General features: G+C 29.1%; 21 protein-coding genes and 1 tRNA gene. 8 read left to right on the top strand and 14 right to left on the bottom strand.

Going from position 1 to position 18,218, the window contains the following annotated elements:
• Window positions 1–25 precede the first annotated feature (25 nt).
• From ABXT55_RS06010 to ABXT55_RS05975, 8 genes are read right to left on the bottom strand one after another with little or no spacing between them, the layout of a single operon-like run.
• Complete coding sequence (locus ABXT55_RS06010) at window positions 26–532, bottom strand: ATPase (RefSeq protein ID WP_415284415.1); 507 nt, start codon at window positions 530–532, stop codon at window positions 26–28.
• Window positions 513–1,103, bottom strand: a complete 591-nt coding sequence (locus tag ABXT55_RS06005; RefSeq protein ID WP_415284414.1) for a F0F1 ATP synthase subunit B — start codon at window positions 1,101–1,103, stop codon at window positions 513–515. Before ABXT55_RS06005 ends, ABXT55_RS06010 begins: the two co-directional genes overlap by 20 nt.
• 5 nt (window positions 1,104–1,108) lie before the next feature.
• Complete coding sequence (locus tag ABXT55_RS06000) at window positions 1,109–1,336, bottom strand: F0F1 ATP synthase subunit C (RefSeq protein WP_006997791.1); 228 nt, start codon at window positions 1,334–1,336, stop codon at window positions 1,109–1,111.
• Between the two features lie 19 nt (window positions 1,337–1,355).
• Complete coding sequence (locus tag ABXT55_RS05995; RefSeq protein WP_018413543.1) at window positions 1,356–2,090, bottom strand: F0F1 ATP synthase subunit A; 735 nt, start codon at window positions 2,088–2,090, stop codon at window positions 1,356–1,358.
• Window positions 2,091–2,102: 12 nt separating this feature from the next.
• Window positions 2,103–2,378, bottom strand: a complete 276-nt coding sequence (locus ABXT55_RS05990; protein WP_271492225.1) for an AtpZ/AtpI family protein — start codon at window positions 2,376–2,378, stop codon at window positions 2,103–2,105.
• 8 nt (window positions 2,379–2,386) lie between these two features.
• Entirely contained in the window at window positions 2,387–4,960 is a 2,574-nt protein-coding gene (locus tag ABXT55_RS05985) for a chromosome segregation SMC family protein (RefSeq protein WP_415284413.1), read from the bottom strand.
• 8 nt (window positions 4,961–4,968) lie between these two features.
• A complete protein-coding gene (locus tag ABXT55_RS05980) occupies window positions 4,969–5,559 on the bottom strand; it encodes a DsbA family protein (RefSeq protein ID WP_415284412.1) in 591 nt (196 codons plus the stop codon).
• Window positions 5,556–6,044, bottom strand: coding sequence for a DUF721 domain-containing protein (locus ABXT55_RS05975; protein WP_271525849.1), 489 nt, complete (start codon window positions 6,042–6,044; stop codon window positions 5,556–5,558). Before ABXT55_RS05975 ends, ABXT55_RS05980 begins: the two co-directional genes overlap by 4 nt.
• On the opposite strand from ABXT55_RS05975, the gene ABXT55_RS05970 reads away from it, so the two are divergent.
• Window positions 6,045–7,025 (top strand): A/G-specific adenine glycosylase, encoded by a 981-nt coding sequence (locus tag ABXT55_RS05970; RefSeq protein ID WP_415284411.1) that lies wholly within the window; start codon window positions 6,045–6,047, stop codon window positions 7,023–7,025.
• Entirely contained in the window at window positions 7,025–8,176 is a 1,152-nt protein-coding gene (locus ABXT55_RS05965; protein WP_415284410.1) for an FAD-dependent monooxygenase, read from the top strand. Before ABXT55_RS05970 ends, ABXT55_RS05965 begins: the two co-directional genes overlap by 1 nt.
• On the opposite strand, the gene ABXT55_RS05960 is transcribed toward ABXT55_RS05965, so the two are convergent.
• The 3 genes from ABXT55_RS05960 to ABXT55_RS05950 form a co-directional block, all read right to left on the bottom strand.
• A complete protein-coding gene (locus ABXT55_RS05960) occupies window positions 8,173–9,243 on the bottom strand; it encodes a site-specific DNA-methyltransferase (protein ID WP_415284409.1) in 1,071 nt (356 codons plus the stop codon). The two genes, ABXT55_RS05965 and ABXT55_RS05960, sit on opposite strands and share 4 nt — an antisense overlap.
• 121 nt (window positions 9,244–9,364) lie before the next feature.
• Entirely contained in the window at window positions 9,365–9,925 is a 561-nt protein-coding gene (locus tag ABXT55_RS05955) for a ribonuclease HII (protein WP_415278033.1), read from the bottom strand.
• Complete coding sequence (locus tag ABXT55_RS05950) at window positions 9,925–10,656, bottom strand: uracil-DNA glycosylase (protein WP_415284408.1); 732 nt, start codon at window positions 10,654–10,656, stop codon at window positions 9,925–9,927. The genes ABXT55_RS05955 and ABXT55_RS05950 overlap by 1 nt, the downstream gene beginning before the upstream one ends.
• 11 nt (window positions 10,657–10,667) lie before the next feature.
• Here ABXT55_RS05950 and ABXT55_RS05945 point away from each other — a divergent pair, with 11 nt between their 5' ends.
• The 4 genes from ABXT55_RS05945 to ABXT55_RS05930 all read left to right on the top strand — a co-directional run bounded on the left by ABXT55_RS05945 (window position 10,668) and on the right by ABXT55_RS05930 (window position 14,587).
• Window positions 10,668–12,353: a tetratricopeptide repeat protein gene (locus ABXT55_RS05945; protein WP_415284407.1), complete on the top strand. Its 1,686-nt coding sequence runs from the start codon at window positions 10,668–10,670 to the stop codon at window positions 12,351–12,353.
• Window positions 12,354–12,356: 3 nt separating this feature from the next.
• Window positions 12,357–13,202: a 4-(cytidine 5'-diphospho)-2-C-methyl-D-erythritol kinase gene (locus ABXT55_RS05940; RefSeq protein ID WP_415284406.1), complete on the top strand. Its 846-nt coding sequence runs from the start codon at window positions 12,357–12,359 to the stop codon at window positions 13,200–13,202.
• Window positions 13,203–13,235: 33 nt separating this feature from the next.
• A tRNA-Gln gene (locus tag ABXT55_RS05935) sits at window positions 13,236–13,309 on the top strand.
• Between the two features lie 3 nt (window positions 13,310–13,312).
• Window positions 13,313–14,587 (top strand): CCA tRNA nucleotidyltransferase, encoded by a 1,275-nt coding sequence (locus tag ABXT55_RS05930; RefSeq protein ID WP_415284405.1) that lies wholly within the window; start codon window positions 13,313–13,315, stop codon window positions 14,585–14,587.
• Here ABXT55_RS05930 and greA read toward each other — a convergent pair.
• From greA to ABXT55_RS05915, 3 genes are read right to left on the bottom strand one after another with little or no spacing between them, the layout of a single operon-like run.
• Window positions 14,584–15,060: a transcription elongation factor GreA gene (gene greA, locus ABXT55_RS05925; RefSeq protein ID WP_271492258.1), complete on the bottom strand. Its 477-nt coding sequence runs from the start codon at window positions 15,058–15,060 to the stop codon at window positions 14,584–14,586. The genes ABXT55_RS05930 and greA overlap by 4 nt on opposite strands.
• 1 nt (window position 15,061) lies before the next feature.
• Window positions 15,062–15,889 (bottom strand): oxygen-dependent coproporphyrinogen oxidase, encoded by an 828-nt coding sequence (hemF, locus tag ABXT55_RS05920; protein WP_415284404.1) that lies wholly within the window; start codon window positions 15,887–15,889, stop codon window positions 15,062–15,064.
• Window positions 15,889–16,350: a tRNA (cytidine(34)-2'-O)-methyltransferase gene (locus tag ABXT55_RS05915; protein ID WP_415284403.1), complete on the bottom strand. Its 462-nt coding sequence runs from the start codon at window positions 16,348–16,350 to the stop codon at window positions 15,889–15,891. Before ABXT55_RS05915 ends, hemF begins: the two co-directional genes overlap by 1 nt.
• Before the next feature lie 86 nt (window positions 16,351–16,436).
• Here ABXT55_RS05915 and petA point away from each other — a divergent pair, with 86 nt between their 5' ends.
• Both petA and ABXT55_RS05905 read left to right on the top strand, forming a co-directional pair.
• Window positions 16,437–16,946: a ubiquinol-cytochrome c reductase iron-sulfur subunit gene (petA, locus tag ABXT55_RS05910; RefSeq protein ID WP_415284402.1), complete on the top strand. Its 510-nt coding sequence runs from the start codon at window positions 16,437–16,439 to the stop codon at window positions 16,944–16,946.
• A 9-nt stretch (window positions 16,947–16,955) separates the two neighbouring features.
• Complete coding sequence (locus ABXT55_RS05905; protein ID WP_415284401.1) at window positions 16,956–18,215, top strand: cytochrome b; 1,260 nt, start codon at window positions 16,956–16,958, stop codon at window positions 18,213–18,215.
• Window positions 18,216–18,218 lie beyond the last annotated feature (3 nt).

Here is an 18,218-nt window from a genome sequence, read left to right as displayed (position 1 = left end):
GTTTTTTTAAAAAATTGTAAGGTAATTATGAGCTTATTCTTTTTAAAGCTATTTTTGTTTCTTCAAGGTTTTTTTCAAAAAGACCATCAAGCTTTGATTTATCAACAGAAGTATTAATAATTTTTTTAACTGAATCAACAGCAATTTTAATTGAAACATCTTTTATTTCTTTAAGTGCAGCTTCTTTCATTTGTGAAATTTTATTTTCTGCTAAATTCTTTTTAATTTCTGAAGATTTATGAAACTTATCATTCATTTCGATTATAAGGTGATCACTATCTTTCTTTGCTTGTTGCAAAATATCGTTACTTACTGTTTGTGCAGTATCAAGTTTATTTTGAGCACTATCTAGTAAGACCTTTGCTTCTTGTCTTAGCTTTTCACTTTCATCTATTTCATTTTTAATATCAAGGATAAGCTTATTTAAAAGCTCATTAATTTTTTGAGGTATTTTTAAATAAACTAAAGCTCCTATAAATATTATAAAAGATATAGCTACCCAAAAAGTTGCATCAATTACCATAATATTCATCCATTTTTTTTCTTGAAAGATCTTCTACTATTGCAGAAATACTACTACTGTTAACTTCAGCTCCTATTAGTTGCTGCAGCAAGTCCGAAGAAGTCTCTTCAGCAATCTTCCTGATTTTTTCAGGTGCATTATCTCTAAAAGTTTTTATCTCAATCTCTGCTTTATTAACCTCTTCATCAATTTCTTTATCTAGTGCTTCTTTTTTTACACCAATATCTTTCAACACCTTTTCTCTAGCTTGCTTAAAATAGTTTTTAGCCTCATTTTTGCTGTCATGTACTATCTTTTCGTATTCTTCAATTTTTTGTTCACTTTCTTTTCTTTTCTTCTCTGCAGCCTCAATATTTTCTAAAATTTGAGATTTTCTAGTTTCTAGGTTGGCACTTATTTTTGGAAGTATAAGTTTAGATAAAACAACATATAAAATTCCAAAAGTAATAATTAACCAAAAAATTTGAGAAACCCAAAACTCAGGATTTAATTGAGGCATTCCACCGCTTTCAGCTGCAAAAGCTTCCATAAAAAACAGGAAGCTTAAAAATATCGACTGAAAAAATATTTTTTTAATCATTAAATTTAAAATGCAAATAAAATAATTAACGCTACAACTAATCCAAATAGGCCAGTTGCTTCAGCTAAAGCAAAACCTAATAAAAGATTAGGAAATTGTTTTTGAGCTGCAGATGGGTTTCTCATTGCGCCAGAAAGGTAATTACCAAAAATAATTCCAATTCCAACACCGGCACCGGCTAGAGCTATTGCTGCTAGTCCTGCTCCGATCATTTTTGCTGCTTCTAATTCCATTATATCCTCCTTATGTTAGTTAATGGTGTAAATTTAATGCATCATTTAAGTAGATGCAGGTTAAGATTGCGAAAACATATGCTTGAAGAAAAGCAACTAGTATTTCCAAGCCAGTTAATGCAACCGAAAAACTCAGTGGAAGCCATCCACCAACTATTCCAAGGCTTATTACAAAGCCTCCGAAAACTTTCATCATAGTATGACCAGCCATCATGTTTGCAAATAAACGAACTGAAAGACTAACTGGTCTACTTAAGTAAGAAATTATTTCTATAACAACTATCAGTGGTAATAGTACAGCAGGTACTCCGCTAGGTACAAATAATTTTAAATATCCTAATCCATGTTTCATAAATCCAATAATTGTTACACCCACAAAAATAAATGAAGCCAAGATAAAAGTAACAATGATATGGCTAGTTACTGTAAAGGCGTAAGGGATCATCCCAAACATGTTGCAGAATAGTACAAACATAAATATTGAGAAGATAAACGCAAAGTAAGGTTTTGCTTTTGATCCTGCGGTATCGCTAATCATTTTGGAGACAAAAGTATAGCTTAATTCAGAAAGAAGTTGCATCTTGCTTGGTAGTAAGGAATTTTTTTTTGACCCTAAATTAAAAACTAATAAGATTGCAAGTGAACTAATCACCATAAACAAACTTGCGTTTGTGAAAGAAATATCTATTGCCCCTAATTTAATCTCAGGTCCAATTCTATAAACTTCGAATTGGTTCATTGGGTTTGTAGCCATAATTTTTTAAGTCTATTTTTGCATATTTTTTGCAGATCTGAATACGTTTATAATTCCAGCAACAACACCTACAAAAAAAAATATTAATATTAACCAGGGCTTAGTACCAAAGGTCTTGTCTAAAATAAACCCTATAATTGTCCCAACTGCCACTGCAGACACTAATTCTGTACTTAATTTAAAGGCAGTCCCAATAGAAGAGGGTGCTTCTTCATTTTTATATAGATTTTTCTTAGAAAGCTTAGTTTTTGCAATCTCCAAGCGAGTTTTAAGGCTATCTTTTGGCATTTAAATTATTACGCAACCATGCTCTCTGCTTTTTGCAAGTCTACAGCAACAAGTTGGCTAATACCTTTTTCAGGCATTGTAACTCCATAAAGTCTATTCATTTTTGACATAGTTAGAGCATGGTGAGTCACGATAATAAATTTAGTGTCAGTTATTTTAGTTAAATCATCAAGAAGTCCACAAAATCTTGTTACGTTAGCATCATCTAGCGGAGCATCAACTTCATCCAACACACAGATTGGAGATGGGTTGGTAAGGAACACAGCAAAAATAAGAGACAAGGCTGTTAAAGCTTGTTCACCACCAGATAGTAAAGTTATAGACTGAAGCCTTTTACCAGGAGGACTTACCAGCATTTCCAAACCAGCTTCAAGCGGATCATCAGAGTCCACCAACTCTAGTTTTGCATTTCCACCATTAAATAGCTTTGTATAAACTTCATTAAATTTTCTATTAACTTTTTCAAAGGCTTCTAATAATCTTTCTCTTCCTTTTTGATTTAATTCATTAATACTTTCTTTTAATTTTATAATAGCAGACACAAGATCTGCTCTATCTTGTTCCATTTTTTTAATTTCTATTTCATATTTGCTGGTTTCTTCATCTGCTCTAAGGTTAACTGATCCTAGCTTCTCTCTTTCTCTTTTTTTTTCATCAAGAGCTTCTTCTTGATCAACGGAATTGGGTAACTCTACAACACCATTTAAATTAGAATTTTCTAGAATATCATTTTCTTCAAGATTAAGTTCAGAGCTAACTCTTTCTAACAGATCTTCTTTACGTTTTTTTAAACCTTCAACAGTTGCTCCTGAGCTTGCTTTCCTTTCTCTTATTTGAATAGATCTTTCTTGAACGTCATTTAACTCAAGTCTTAAAGAGTTTATCTTTTTATCTGTTTCTTCGATTATTTTTTCATTCTCAATTTTTTCATTTTGTGAAATTCTTAGACCCTCTGTAGCTTGACCTTTTTTTTCTGCTTGAGCCTTGGGTTGTTGGTCACGTTCATTTAATTGTGATAATAATTTATTTTTTCTTTCAGTTAATTCTGTCACCATTTTTTGTGAGTTTGAAAGTAAGTTTTTCCAACTTTCAACTTCTGATTCTATAGCTTTGATTCTTTCATTTCTTTTTATAGACTCTTTTTTAATTGATTGGTTTTTACTAAAACTATCTGCATATTTTTCTTGAAGTAATTTTATATTGCTATTTTTTTCATCAATATCAGTTAATTTACTTTTACTTTCATCATTAGCTAAATTATTTAAGAAATTATTTAATTCCATTTTAGTTCTATCCAGTAATGTAAGAGCTTGGCTAGCTTCATTACTGTTTATTAATTCTTTAATTTTTTCGATTGTACTAATGACGTCTTTAATTGGGTCAATATTGATATTTATGTTGCCATTAGCAAATATTTCAATAATTTCATCTACAGCTTTTTGCTCTTTATTAAGTTGGTTTTTTGCCCTCTCAAGGTCTTCGTTTGACAATTTTTCTGTTTCAAAATATTTAGAGTCTATTTCTATTAATTCACTTTTTTCTTCTTTTAATCTTTTTTCATTTGAATTTGCATCTATTACAATACCTTTTTCTCTATCAATATCCTCTTCGATTGTTTTTAAAGATTTTTTAAAATTTTCTATCTCATCTTGTGTTCTTACATTTTCCTCATCTAGACTTTGTAATTCTAAGTTCAATCGTTGTATTCTTGAAAGGTTCTCAATATTTTTTTCTCTTAATGGAGAAACTTTATCTGTCTCAGTTTTAATTAAACTTTCAAACTGAGAAATTTGTTGATTGAAGCTGCTCACTTCTCCCTCAGCTTCATTGTTGATTTCATTTTCTATTCTAATTTCATTATCAATGTCTAATAATTTTAGATAATATAACCCTGCTTCAATTTTTTTTATTTCCTCAGATATAAGTTTGTATTTTGTTGCTTCCTCAGCTTGCTTCTGAAGATTTGCTAGCTGTTTTTCTTGTTGTCTTCTTAATTCATCAGCTCTTTTTAAATTTGCTTCTGCAGCATTTAATCTAAGTTCAGCTTCATGTCTTCTAACATGTAATCCTGAAATATTAGCTGCTTCTTCTAAAATTGCACGTCTGTCTGTAGGCTTAGCAGTCACTAAGGCTCCAATACGTCCCTGACTAATCATTGATGGTGAGTGAGCACCTGTAGATAAATCTGCAAAAAAAATTTGAGCATCTCTAGCTCTAACTTCTTTATTATTTATGTAAAATTTTGAACCCTTATCTTTTTCAATTTTTCTTTTAACCTCTATATGATCTAAATCTTTATATTGCATTGGACCATCATGGTTTGCGTTATCTAAGCTTATTGAAACTTCTGCTATATTTTTAGAAGATTTATTGGATGTCCCATTAAAGATGACATCTTCCATACCTGAGCCACGCATACTCTTAGCTGAGGTTTCACCCATAACCCATCTTAAGGATTCTACAATATTGGATTTCCCACAACCGTTAGGGCCAACGATGCCGGTTAAGCCATGCTCTATTAGAAAATTTGTTTTTTCAGCGAATGATTTAAATCCATTTAATTGGATTTTTTTAAACTCCATGGACTAACTTATATCAGTTTTTCCAGATATTTTTTTAAATTCTTATAATTTAGGGCTTTATCAAACTTTTTGTCATTAATTATTATCGTAGGAGTAGCATTAACTTCAAATTTTTTTACCCCATCGATTCGATCATTTAAAACATAATCCTCTATAGCTTTATTGCTCAGGCATTTTTCAAAATTTACATTCACATTTTCATCTTCTAAGAAATTTTTCAAATAACCTGTTGCTTCTTCTGGTGTCTTTCCTCTGGCCCATTTTGTTTGGCCAGAGTATAAAGTGTTCATGATACTTGAACTGCCATCGTTATTACATTGTGCAATTTTTGATGCATTAAATGCAGCTAAATCTAATGGAAAATGTCTAAATTCAATTCTTACCAACCCTTTATCAATGAAGTCTTTTTTTAGTTCTGGATAAACATCTTTATGAAAATTTGCACAGTGACCACAAGTCAATGACTCGTAAGCAATTATTGTTATTTTGGCACTTTCTTCACCCTCGGTAATTCTTTTAATTATTTCATTATCTGCAGCAAACGCTTTAGCGGAGAAGATTATAAATATTATAAATAATGCTGAGGTTAATTTTTTCATCGTTGTTTAAATAGTTTTGTTAATTCAAGTAATGATTTTTTTATTTTATCATTTTTAATACTATTTATTCTATCTGCATATTTAATATTTGTCACATGGTTTTCATTAGCATCTAATTTTTTGAATTTTGTTTGAACATCATCAAAACTTATAAATTTCAATTTTTCAACAACGGCATAGCCAAAGAAACTATTCATTTTATCCATTATTATTTTTTTTGAATATTCTAAATCAATTTCGTGTCCTCGCTTCACCATAATTTGAAGAGTGCTTACTCCAAATTTATTCGAATTTTTAAAGGATTTGGGATAGCATATTTTAAAAAGATCATCTCCAACTATGTACTTCCAGTTATTAAGTGTTTCAGAAAATATATGACCCTTTTTTTTGATTATTTTTTTAATATTTTTTGGCAAAGTGTCTTTAAAAGACCTTAAGCCTTGAATAGTTTTAAACCTCTGCTTAGTATTATTTTTAAAATGCATATGACTAAATCCATACTAACAAATAAAATTCTTTATTGGTACGATAATAATAAAAGACCACTCCCATGGAGAAAAAAGCTATCACAAGTTAAGCGAGAATATTACACATTAGTAAGTGAATTTATGTTGCAGCAAACACAGGTTGCAACTGTAATTCCGTATTTCAATAATTTTATAAAAGGTATTCCTGATATTAAATCTCTATCAAAAATTAAGGAACATAAACTTTTAAAGTATTGGGAAGGCCTTGGTTATTATTCAAGAGTACGAAACTTAAAAAAGACTGCACAAATATTAGAAAAAAATTTTAATAGAAGGTTGCCAAGCACGATTGAAGAATTAAAATTATTACCTGGAATAGGTGACTACACTTCTAATGCAATAATGGCAATTGCCTTTAACAAGCCATTTATTCCCTTAGATGGAAATATTGAAAGAGTAATTAAAAGATTATTAAATTTAAAATTACCCAAAGAAATTACAAAAGATAATCTTGTTAAGAGTAAAAAAATATTAGGTAATTCAACTAGAGCAAGTGCTTATGCGCAAGCGCTAATGGAGCTAGGCGCATTGATTTGTCGACCTAAAAATCCCCTATGTCACCAATGCCCTTTAATTAAAAATTGTAAGTCTTTTAAAAAAAAAGATTTTGAAATAATAAAAGAAAGAAAAAAGAAGATTGATAAATTTTATTTGTTAGAAGTTTACAAAAAGAATAATAAATTTTTACTGATAAAAAATATTAAATTTAATTTTTTAAAGAATTTACAAATATTTCCCATGAAGCAAATATCCAAACCTGATAATTTAGCGAAAGCTTTAAACTTCAAGATATCAAATATGAATATGAATGTAATAATCAAATTTTCCAAGTTAAAGGGTGCAATTTCTAACTCTTCTTGGATTGATAGCTCTAGGCTTGATGATTATACTTTGCCCACATTTACTAAAAAAATTTTTAATTATTTAAAAAAAGATTAATGAAAAATATAGTAATAATAGGGGCAGGTATTTCAGGTCTGTATATTGCAAATCTTTTAAGTAAAAACTCAAATTATAAAATTACAATTTATGAGAAAAATAGTTCTGTTAACTTGGAAAAAGGATATGGAATTCAACTTTCAGTTAATAGTATTAAATTATTAAATCAAATAAATTTTCAAAAAATTCAGGCAGAAGATAAATTTCACCCACATAAACTAGATTTCTACTCCTTAAAAAAGAATAAGAAAATATGTGATTTAGATATATCCATGTTTAACAGCACTGATACAAAATATACTACCTTACAGCGCTCTACTTTAATTAATTTCTTAAAAGATGGGCTTCATGAAAATATTATTCATTATAATAAAAAAGTTATAAAAATTAATGAAGAAGTTGAAAATAAAGAAGTTTCTTTTGAGGATGGTTCATCTGTTAAATGTGATTACTTGATTATTTCTGATGGAACTTTTTCAAAAACAAAATCATTAATTGCCAATAAAGAAATTAAACCAAAATATTTTAATTCTATTGCCTTAAGAGCTACAATAGATCAGGATGCCCTTAAGGGTATTAACCCAGAGAATATATCTTTATTTTTAGGATCTAACTTACACTCAGTTCTTTATCCTATTAATAATAAAGGACAGTTTAATTTTATTAGCATTCTTAGAAAAAAGCTTAGTACTAAAGAGTTATCCGACTATTCTTTATTTGAGAACAAAGATTTTACTGCATCTATTATATCTGAAATATCAAAACAAGTAGCTCCTGAAACAATTAACAATCTAAGAAGCATTAAATGCTTCCCAATATTTGTGAGTTCTAAGGTGCATGAACCAAAAAATAAAAATACCTTTATCATTGGGGATGCTTTTTTTGCTTTACCCCCAACCTTTGCGCAAGGTGCCTCTCAATCAATAGAGGTTGCTCATGAACTGTATAAAAATTTAGAAAATGAAAATACTCAATTCAACTCTGAAAGAGTTAAAAGGGTAAAGATGATTGATATAAAATCAAAACTTAATTATTTTGCTTTTCATTTATCTAACCCATTAACAATTTGGATTAGAAACTTAATAATACAAAAATTAGTAAAAAATAAAAAATTTATTAACAGCTATCTTGGTAAAATTTATAAAGACTAATTTTTAGAAATTAATCTTTGTCTCAAATTATCAATTGGCACAGAAACACCATTCACTGTGCAATGCCAATAAGTCCATCCATTACAGCTTTCAGATCCAAGTATTGTTGCTGCAACTTTATGAATCGATCCTTCAGCTTGATTATGTTTGATACTTCCATCTGCCATAATCTTAGCAACTATTTTTTTCTTTTGATCAAAGATACTTGTTCCAGGTTTTATTATTCCAAGCTCCACTAAAGATCCAAAAGGTATTCTAGGCTTAGATCTATTATTTTTTAGAGTGTCTAAAAAATTATCTTCCAAAGGTTTTGTATTTTTTAACCTTTCTTCAGCTGCCTTAAAGTAGATCTTCTCTTTTTCTATACCATAATATTTTCTACCTAATTTTTTTGCAACTGTTGCGGTTGTTCCAGATCCTAAGAATGGATCTAGAATTAAATCGTCCTTATTTGATGATGCCAATAAAACTCTATGTAATAAAGATTCTGGTTTTTGAGTAGAGTGAACTTTTTTACCATTTTTCTTAAGTCGCTCCGCTCCATTACAAATAGGTAAATTCCAATCAGATCTCATTTGAAGGTCGTCATTTAAACATTTCAAAGATTGATAGTTAAAAGTATATTTTGACTTCTCACTTTTGGAAGCCCAAATTAAAGTTTCATGAGCGTTCGTAAATCTTGTTCCTCTGAAATTAGGCATTGGGTTATTCTTATTCCAGATAACATCATTTAAAATCCAAAAACCCAAGTTCTGTATTGCAGTTCCTACTCTAAAAATATTATGATAGCTTCCTATGACCCAGATGGCTCCATCCTTTTTTAATATTCTTCTACATTCAGAAAGCCAAGCAACTGTAAAGTCATCATATTTTTTAAAGCTTTCAAACTGATCCCATTTATCATTAACAGCACTGACTTTGCTTCTGTCTGGTCTTGTAAGGGAATTTTTTAATTGTAAATTGTATGGTGGATCAGCGAAAATAAGATCAAAGGTTTCGCTTGGAATTTTTTTTAATTCCTCGAGACTGTCACCATTAATAATCTTATTTTTAAAATTGTTTTCCATTTTCTATAAAACAATTAGACTCCAAACGGATTCCACGGTCAACCTGTGATTGAATTAAATGGATTCAATTTGTGTTTATTATTTCTTAAACAACCAGATCTTGTGTTGTTATTATTAGGATTTATAGAAGATCACTAATAGGTGAAAATGTTTTACGGTGATATTTGGTAATACCAAATTTCTTAATAGCTTTTAAATGTTCTTTGGTTCCATAACCAGAGTTTGTATCCCATCCATAATTATTAAATTCTTTTGAAAGTTTTGTAATAAATTTATCTCTACTGACTTTTGCAATAATTGATGCAGCAGAAATGCTTGGAATTTTTTGATCTCCTTTAATTATATATTCTAATTTATAGTTTTTTAGGTCAGGCAGTTTGTTGCCATCAATTAAAACAAGTGAAGGTTTTGTTTTTAATTTAAGAATAGCTCTTTTCATTGCAAGTAAACTTGCATGCAATATATTAATTTTTTCAATTTCTTTAGTCGATGCCTGGCCTATAGCCCATATAGAATTTTTTTTAATATATTTTTCAAGTTCCTCTCTCTTGTCTTTTGTTAGAGTTTTTGAATCTTTTAATAATCTTTTATCAATAGAGTTATTTAATATGACAGCTGCAGCATAAACGGGTCCAATTAAGCTTCCTCTACCAACCTCATCAACACCTGCTAAGATTTTCATTAAATGGATAGTTTTAGTTCTAAGATTTTTTTTTTAATCTTTTTTAAGTCATCCCATGAATGTTTTTTATTTTCAGGAGCTCTTAAAAGATAAGAGGGGTTAAAAGTTATGATAACGTTGTAACTTGTATTCTTGACAATTACTTCCTTCCATTTTCCTCTCTCAATAGAAATTTTACTATTTAAACCTGTTAAAGATTCCATAGCAGTACTACCCATAAGAATTATTATTTTAGGATTTATTATTGAAATATGTTTTTGTAAAAATTGAGAATATCTTTTAATTTCTGTAGAGTTTGGCTTTCGATCTTCAGGGGGCCTAAAGTTTACAGCATATGTTGTATAAATATTTTGTTTTTCAATATTTATTGCAATTAGCATTTTTTTTAAAAGATCTCCTACCTCACCCATAAAAGTTAATCCGGAGTTATCTTCTTCAATACCTGGGGCTTCACCAATTATCATTATTGGGCTATTAATATTTCCATCTCCTAAAACCATCTTTTTTGAATTATTCTTTAAGTTACAATCGCTAATTGAGTTTATTTGTTCTTTAAGATACTCAAGCTCTTTAACTTTATCTATTTTTTGAATATTCAGATCTTTTTTTAAATCATTACTAGTATTTTTTAGTCTATTGATTGGGTTTTCATCAAAAATAAAGTCAGATCCAGTAGAGTTTAAAAACTCAGAGTCAAAATTCGTTTTTTGATTTATTACTTTTTTAGACATAGAATGGTCAAATGTTGGTAAAGTTTTTTAAATTATTTTTAATATTATTACTTTATCAAAGTCCATTATACTCAAAAAATACCAGTTTAAATGATTTTAATGCGAGGTATTTGTCTAATTATTTTTCAGGAATTGTAGCTTATGAAAATCTAGATAATACGGAAGCTTTAAAATTTTTTAATTCATCAAAAATATTAATAAAACAGCATGACGCCTATCTTGAGAGGTATGTATTTTCTTTAGTGCTTGATGGCAAAGTTAAGAAAGCAATTAATCAAGTTAAACAGAGCTCAACAAAAAACAACTCTGACTTTTTTCAGGCTAATCTGTTACTGGCAGTTGATAGTTTAAAGAAAAAAAACTTTAAAAAAAGTAAAGTTTATATCGATAGATCATATGAATTTATTAACAATGATAGACTTTCATTAATCATAGCAGAAACCTTCAAGCAATATTTATCAGTTTTTGAAGAAAAAAAATTAGTGAAACAAACAAATACGTTTGGAAATTTTTCATTTATTAACGAAGTTTTTCAAAGATGTTATTTAAATGATAAAGATACAGAGAGATATTTTAATACATTAATTAATTCACAAAACGATGCTGATTATTCAAGGTATACTTTTTTTTTGATCAGTTATTTAATCGAGAGTGATAATTATGATAAGGCAAAAAAAGTTACTAATAATTTTGATTATTTAAATTCATCAGTATTAATTTCTCAAGGTAAAAAATGGATAGAAGATAAAAACTTAGATAATTTCCAAGAAATTTTTTCATGCACTAATTCGAATGACATCATTAGTGAGCTATTTTTTTTAATAGCAAATCTCTATTCATCTCAGAATGATTATGAGAAATCAAATTTTTATTTAAACATAGCAAACTATTTAAATCCTAAATTTATTTTCAATTTGTCTCTATTAGCTGAAAATTATTATTTGAATGATGATTATTCCAATACATTAAAAACTCTCAAAGTATTTGATAAAAAGCATGAATTTTATTATTGGTTTAAGTTAAAAAAAGAGTCTCAAATTATTTTAAAAAAGTCTAATCAAGAAACATCTCTAAATTTTATCAATGAAAAATTTAAAGAAATTAAAAACCCAAATAAAAAGTTTTTATTTGATATTGCAAATATGCATAAAAATGCAAAAAGATATATTGAAGCAATAAGTTTTTATGATCAAATACTTTTAAAAATGGACGTTAATTCCGACTTATACGCTGAAATATTATATAGACGTGGAGGAAGTTATGAAAGATCTGGAGATTATATAAAAGCAGATAAAGATTTGTTAAAATCTCTAGAAGCCAACCCAGATGATGCTTATGTTTTAAATTATTTGGCTTATTCATGGCTGGAAAGAGAACATAAAATTGAAACAGCTCTTAAGATGCTTGAAAAAGCTTATGCAGCCAGAAGCAACGATCCATATATTATTGACTCAATCGGTTGGGCTTATTATTTGGTTGAAGAATATGAGAAGGCAGAAAATTTTCTTAAAAGAGCGGTTGAATTAATGCCTCAGGATCCAATAGTTAACGATCATTACGGTGATATTCTATGGCAGCTAGATAGAAAAATTCAAGCAAGATATTTTTGGCAAGCTGTTTTAAATTTAGATGAAACAGAAGATACCATGAAAGAAACTATTAAAAATAAATTAATAGAGGGATTAAAAAATTCCTAAATTATGAATAGTTTTAAGATAAAGTCTTATGCAAAGATAAATTTAGCTCTAAACGTTACTGGAAAAAAATCAAAGCTTCATAATATTGAAAGTTTAATTTCTTTTATTGATTTACATGATTCAATCACACTAAGAGAAAGCAAAATAAAACAGCATAAAATAAATTTTTTTGGAAAGTTTTCTAAAAATATTAGTAAAATTAATACCATTTCAAAATTGTTAAAAATTTTAGATAATAAAAAACTTTTAAATAATAAAAAATTTGAAATTAAAGTTAAAAAAAATATACCCCAAAAAGCAGGAATGGGAGGTGGGTCCATGAATGCTGCCAGTCTATTAAATTTTTTTATTGAAAAAAAAATAATTAAATTAAAAAAAAGTGAGATAAGAAAAATAAGTAATGAAATAGGATCAGATGTTATCTTAGGTATAAAGCCATCATTTGCTATTCTTTTATCTAATGGAGATATTAAAAAATATAAAAATAAAATTAAATTTCATATATTGGTTGCGAAACCTAACTTTGGATGTTCTACAAAATATATTTATTCTAAAGTTAATTCATTCTCCAAACCACAATTTAACCCTCCTAAACAGAAACTATTTGAAGCAAAATATTTAAAAAATTTAGACAATGATCTTGAAAAGGTTGCCTTAAATAAATATCCAGAACTTAAAATAATTAAATCCTACCTCAGCGGTTTACCCAATGCTCTATTTGCTAGAATGTCTGGATCAGGATCCTCAATAGTGGCTTATTTTCATTCCAAAAAGGCCTGCAAAAAAGCCTGCAGTCAATATAAACGAAAATTTAATAGCCACTGGTGTATTGAATCAAAAACTATATAATTTTTTTTTTTTTGTGATATACGCAACTAATATTGGCCCATGGTGAAGTGGTATCACATCTGTTTTTGGTACAGAGATCCGAGGTTCGAATCCTTGTGGGCCAGCCATATATGAATAACTTATTAGATAAAATTTTTTTTAGATCTCAAAACCTTAATCACATAAATTTAGGCTTCAAAAATATTAAAAAAGAAACAGAGGTTTCAAAAATATTTGAAGCAATTCATTCATACTCTAGCAATAGTGAAATCCGTTATGTTGGTGGATGTGTAAGAAAGATTATCAACAAAGAAAGATATGACGATATAGATTTAGCAGTAAATTTAAATCCAAAAGAGGTATGTGAGGCTCTTACTATAAAAGGCATAAAATATTACGAGAGTGGAATAGAACATGGAACAATTACAGCGTTAATTAATGACATAAAGTTTGAAATTACATCATTAAGAAAAGACGTTGATACAGATGGACGACACGCAAAAGTAGAGTTTTCTGATAGTTGGAAAGATGATGCTTCTAGAAGAGATTTTACTATCAATTCTATTTATGCTGATATTGAAGGAAGTTTATTTGACCCATTTGATGGAAAGAAAGATTTAGAAAATGGAAAAATTAATTTCATTGGAAATGTAGAAACAAGAATTAAAGAAGATTATTTAAGAGTGTTAAGATATGTTAGATTCTTTCTTAGTTATTCTAAACATAGTCATGACCCAAAAGTCATTAAAGCAATTAAAAAAAACCTAAGTGGTGTTTCAAGTATTTCCTCAGAAAGATTAATAGATGAATTTCAAAAACTATTAAAATCAGATGGTTTTCTAAAGCTCACTAAGGATAAGGATTGTTTAGAGATTATAAATCTTATTTTTCCACAAATAAAAAACATTTCTCTATTTAATAAAATGAATGGCTTTGCAAAAAAAAACTTCCTTGAAGTAGATTTTATTTTTTTGTTATCTTTAATGATTATTGATGGAACTGATAATGTAGATTACTTTATTTATAAATTCAATTTATCTAAAAAAGATCAAAAAAGACTTATTTTTTTGAATAAGTTTAATTTAGAAAAAAATACTAGCCAAACTTTTTCAGAAAAAAATTTGAATAAGGTTTTTTATTTTAATGGTAGAGAGGCATTATTAGATGTTCTTTATTTTAAGATTTTTAAATCCAAAAAAGTAGACAATAAGTTAATTAGATTAATTGAGATTTTTAAGAAAAAAGAAATGCCTGTCATGCCATTTAAAGCTAGTACCTTGATGGATAAATATCAAGTTCCTGAAGGAAGAGAGCTGGGAAAGAAGTTAAAAGCAATAGAAGCTGTCTGGACTAGTAATGATTTCAAAATTTCAGATAAAGAAGTTCAAAAAATAGTAAGTAATTAAACGTACTTTACGTCTTTAATTTCAAAGTTTTTTACACCTGCAGGAGTTTTAATTTCAACTAAATCATTTTTGTTTTTTCCAATTAAACCTCTACCTATTGGTGATTGAAAAAATATTAGTTTTTTTTGAAGGTCAGCCTCATCTCTTCCAACTATTTTATAGGTAATTTTTTCTTCAGTATCTAAATTTTCTAAATCTACAGTTGAGCCAAAGATGACTTTTCCATTATTACTCATTTTTGTAACGTCAATTACATTTGCTCTTGCGATATTATCATTGATCTGAACTATTCTTCCTTCATTATGTGATTGCTCTTCTTTTGCAGCATGGTATTCAGCATTCTCTTTCAAATCTCCATGTGATCTTGCTTCAGATATTGCAGCTACTATCTGTGGACGTTTTTTCTCTTTTAAAAAAATTAGCTCTTCTTTTAAAACTTCAAGTCCGGCAGTTGTTATTGGTTCTTTTTCCATTTTAATTCCATTTTGCTATTGGAGGTAAGGACATTAATATTCCTTCAACATTACCGCCTGTTTGTAAACCAAATTTTGTTCCTCTATCGTATAGTAAGTTAAACTCAGCATATCTACCTCTTTTAATATACTGTATCTCCTTTTGTTTTGCAGTCCATTTCTTTTTGTATTTCAATTGTATTAAAGAGTTAAATAACATTTGAAAGGTAACTCCAAGATCTGCTACAAATTTAAAATCTTTTTCCCAATCATTTTTCTTGTAATCAAAAAAAATACCACCAATTCCTCTTGTTTCTTTTCTATGTGGTAAATAAAAATATTCATCACACCACTTTTTGTATTTTTTATAGAATTTTTTATCATGTCGATCACACATTTTTTTTAATTCACTATAAAGGAATCTTTTTTCCTTAAGATCTTGAATGCAAGGCGTTACATCCATACCACCACCAAACCATCCATACGTTGTATAGATAAACCTTGTGTTAAAGTGAATTGCTGGAACATGAGGGTTTTTCATATGCATTACAACAGAAATTCCTGACGCCCAAAAATTTCGATCTTTAGAAGCACCTGGGATTTTTTTACTCATTTCTTTTGAAAACGTTCCATGCACTTCTGAAAAATTTACACCAACTTTTTCAAAAATTTTACCATTTTTTAAAATTCTAAACTCTCCGCCACCTTCATCTTTAATTTCACTCCTATTCCAAGTTTTAGATTTAAATTTTAGTTTCTTACCTTCTAGTTTTTCAATATCGTTACAAATTGTGTTCTGCAGCAATTTAAACCAATTAGAAGAAAGTTTTTTTTTAATTTCTTTATCCATTATTTATTAAAGTTAGTTTGTCTTAAATTTTCTGAGAGAATTATAGCAACTGAAGAGGCTATATTTAAAGATCTTTTATTGTCCATCATGGGTATTTTTAACCTATACTTAATTGAATTATGAACATGATCTGGAACACCAGCACTTTCTCTTCCAAATAATAGTGTATCATTACTCTCAAATTTGAACGCCGCATAAGAGTCTGATGATTTAGTTGTTAACAATATTACCCTTTCATCCTTTTTTGATTTAAAAAATTCATCTGAACTTTGATAAAATTTTATCATTTTTTCATCCATGTAATCCATCACAACTCTTTTAAATCTTTTATCACTGAATAAAAAACCACATGGTTCAATTATTTCTAAATCAGCACCCAGACACGCACATGTTCTAATAATAGCTGCTGTATTTTGAGGAATATCAGGTTCATATAAGGCTATTTTAGGTCTCAAATTCATGTTTTATGTGTCATTGTTTCAGTGGAAAAAAAACTTTTTTCTTATAAGAAGTCATATATTAGATAACAATATACAAAAAATAAAAGATGTCTGAAAAAAAACCTGAAAGAAGAGAATTTTTATTTACTGCCTCGTATGCTGTAGGAGCTGTTGGGGTAGGAGCGGTTGTTTGGCCACTAATTGATCAAATGAACCCAGATGCCTCTGTTAAAGCATTAGCCAGCACAGAAGTTGATGTAAGTTCAGTTCAGCTAGGGAAAACAATCACTGTGCTTTGGAGAGGAAAACCAGTTTTTATTAAAAGAAGAACTCCTGAAGAAGTAGCTGAAGCAAGAGCTGTTAAAATGGAAGATTTAAAAGACCCTCAAAAAGATGAAGATAGAGCAAAAGATCCAGAATGGTTGGTTATGTTAGGTGTCTGCACGCATTTAGGATGTGTCCCTTTAAATGATAAAGGAGACTACAATGGTTGGTTTTGTCCTTGTCATGGTTCACATTATGATATTTCTGGAAGAATTAGAAAAGGTCCTGCTCCAACAAACATGGAAGTTCCAAAATATGAATTTATTAACAGCAACACAATTAAAATTGGATAATAAATAATTATGAGTGATCACGAGTACGTCCCAAGTTCAAAATTTGGAAAATGGTTTAATGATAGGCTTCCACTTTTATCACTTGCTAGTCATTTAACTGATTATCCAACTCCTAAGAATTTAAATTATTGGTGGACATTTGGTGGAATTTTAACCTTTTGTTTAATTACACAAATCGTTACAGGTTTAACTTTAGCAATGCACTACATTGCTCATGCTGATATGGCCTTTGAAAGTGTTGAGCACATCATGAGAGATGTGAACTATGGTTGGCTTATAAGATATATTCACGCAAACGGCGCTTCAATGTTTTTCTTAGCAGTCTATATTCATATATTTAGATCTTTGTTTTATGGATCATATAAATCTCCAAGAGAAATAATTTGGATTATTGGAATAATAATTTACCTTTTAATGATGGCAGCAGCATTTATGGGATATGTACTTCCTTGGGGCCAGATGAGTTTTTGGGGAGCAACAGTTATTACAAATCTCTTTAGCGCTATACCTTTAGTGGGTGAAGGAATAGTAAATTGGTTGTGGGGAGGTTATTCTGTTGATAACCCAACTTTAACAAGGTTTTTCACGTTACACTACTTGATACCATTTTTAATCTTAGGCTTAGTGGTTCTTCATATCTGGGCACTGCATGTTCCTGGAAATAATAATCCAATAGGAATTGATGTTAAAAAGCCTTCTAAAGATACAGTTCCATTCCATCCATATATTGTAATCAAAGATGCCTTTGCATTATTAATGTTTATGATTGTTTTTGCATTTTTCGTTTTTTATTCACCAAATATTTTAGGGCATGCGGATAATTATATAGAAGCAAATCCAATGGTTACACCAGCCCATATAGTTCCTGAGTGGTATTTATTACCCTTTTATGCAATCCTGAGGTCAGTTCCTGATAAATTAATGGGAGTAGTTGCAATGCTGTCAGCAATTTTAATTCTAGCTGCACTGCCTTGGTTAGATACTTCAAAAATTAGATCAGCAGTATTCAGACCTCTTTATAAACAATTTTACTGGATACTAGTAGTGGATGTATTGGTTCTAGGTTATGTGGGTGCAATGCCAGCTGAAGGGCTTTACTTATTGATTGCTAGGGTCTCTACAGCTTACTACTTTATTCACTTTTTAATAATCCTACCGGTATTAGGATTTAAAGAAAAAACTATACCTTTACCTTTAAGTATTACAGAACCAGTACTCGGAGGGATGCCAATGGCATCAGCTGTTAAAAAAAAAGAAAGTTTAAATTAATTA

Origin of the sequence: Candidatus Pelagibacter sp. Uisw_130 (genome assembly GCF_047722505.1) — a bacterium.
Taxonomy (GTDB): Bacteria; Pseudomonadota; Alphaproteobacteria; order Pelagibacterales; family Pelagibacteraceae; genus Pelagibacter.
The sequence above is the reverse complement of the archived record's forward strand: the minus strand, read 5'-3'. Positions and strand labels throughout refer to the sequence as shown.

What these genes read in the sequence shown, in the direction of transcription:
- ABXT55_RS05905 (WP_415284401.1), top strand. Translation starts at nt 16,956, where the DNA reads ATGAGTGATCACGAGTACGTCCCAAGTTCAAAATTTGGAAAATGGTTT.
- hemF (WP_415284404.1), bottom strand. Translation starts at nt 15,889, where the DNA reads ATGGATAAAGAAATTAAAAAAAAACTTTCTTCTAATTGGTTTAAATTG.
- ABXT55_RS06010 (WP_415284415.1), bottom strand. Translation starts at nt 532, where the DNA reads ATGAATATTATGGTAATTGATGCAACTTTTTGGGTAGCTATATCTTTT.
- ABXT55_RS05980 (WP_415284412.1), bottom strand. Translation starts at nt 5,559, where the DNA reads ATGAAAAAATTAACCTCAGCATTATTTATAATATTTATAATCTTCTCC.
- ABXT55_RS05975 (WP_271525849.1), bottom strand. Translation starts at nt 6,044, where the DNA reads ATGCATTTTAAAAATAATACTAAGCAGAGGTTTAAAACTATTCAAGGC.
- ABXT55_RS05945 (WP_415284407.1), top strand. Translation starts at nt 10,668, where the DNA reads ATGTTGGTAAAGTTTTTTAAATTATTTTTAATATTATTACTTTATCAA.
- ABXT55_RS05985 (WP_415284413.1), bottom strand. Translation starts at nt 4,960, where the DNA reads ATGGAGTTTAAAAAAATCCAATTAAATGGATTTAAATCATTCGCTGAA.
- ABXT55_RS05915 (WP_415284403.1), bottom strand. Translation starts at nt 16,350, where the DNA reads ATGAATTTGAGACCTAAAATAGCCTTATATGAACCTGATATTCCTCAA.
- ABXT55_RS05940 (WP_415284406.1), top strand. Translation starts at nt 12,357, where the DNA reads ATGAATAGTTTTAAGATAAAGTCTTATGCAAAGATAAATTTAGCTCTA.
- greA (WP_271492258.1), bottom strand. Translation starts at nt 15,060, where the DNA reads ATGGAAAAAGAACCAATAACAACTGCCGGACTTGAAGTTTTAAAAGAA.
- ABXT55_RS06000 (WP_006997791.1), bottom strand. Translation starts at nt 1,336, where the DNA reads ATGGAATTAGAAGCAGCAAAAATGATCGGAGCAGGACTAGCAGCAATA.
- ABXT55_RS05950 (WP_415284408.1), bottom strand. Translation starts at nt 10,656, where the DNA reads ATGTCTAAAAAAGTAATAAATCAAAAAACGAATTTTGACTCTGAGTTT.
- ABXT55_RS05965 (WP_415284410.1), top strand. Translation starts at nt 7,025, where the DNA reads ATGAAAAATATAGTAATAATAGGGGCAGGTATTTCAGGTCTGTATATT.
- ABXT55_RS05990 (WP_271492225.1), bottom strand. Translation starts at nt 2,378, where the DNA reads ATGCCAAAAGATAGCCTTAAAACTCGCTTGGAGATTGCAAAAACTAAG.
- petA (WP_415284402.1), top strand. Translation starts at nt 16,437, where the DNA reads ATGTCTGAAAAAAAACCTGAAAGAAGAGAATTTTTATTTACTGCCTCG.
- ABXT55_RS05930 (WP_415284405.1), top strand. Translation starts at nt 13,313, where the DNA reads ATGAATAACTTATTAGATAAAATTTTTTTTAGATCTCAAAACCTTAAT.
- ABXT55_RS05970 (WP_415284411.1), top strand. Translation starts at nt 6,045, where the DNA reads ATGACTAAATCCATACTAACAAATAAAATTCTTTATTGGTACGATAAT.
- ABXT55_RS06005 (WP_415284414.1), bottom strand. Translation starts at nt 1,103, where the DNA reads ATGATTAAAAAAATATTTTTTCAGTCGATATTTTTAAGCTTCCTGTTT.
- ABXT55_RS05955 (WP_415278033.1), bottom strand. Translation starts at nt 9,925, where the DNA reads ATGAAAATCTTAGCAGGTGTTGATGAGGTTGGTAGAGGAAGCTTAATT.
- ABXT55_RS05960 (WP_415284409.1), bottom strand. Translation starts at nt 9,243, where the DNA reads ATGGAAAACAATTTTAAAAATAAGATTATTAATGGTGACAGTCTCGAG.
- ABXT55_RS05995 (WP_018413543.1), bottom strand. Translation starts at nt 2,090, where the DNA reads ATGGCTACAAACCCAATGAACCAATTCGAAGTTTATAGAATTGGACCT.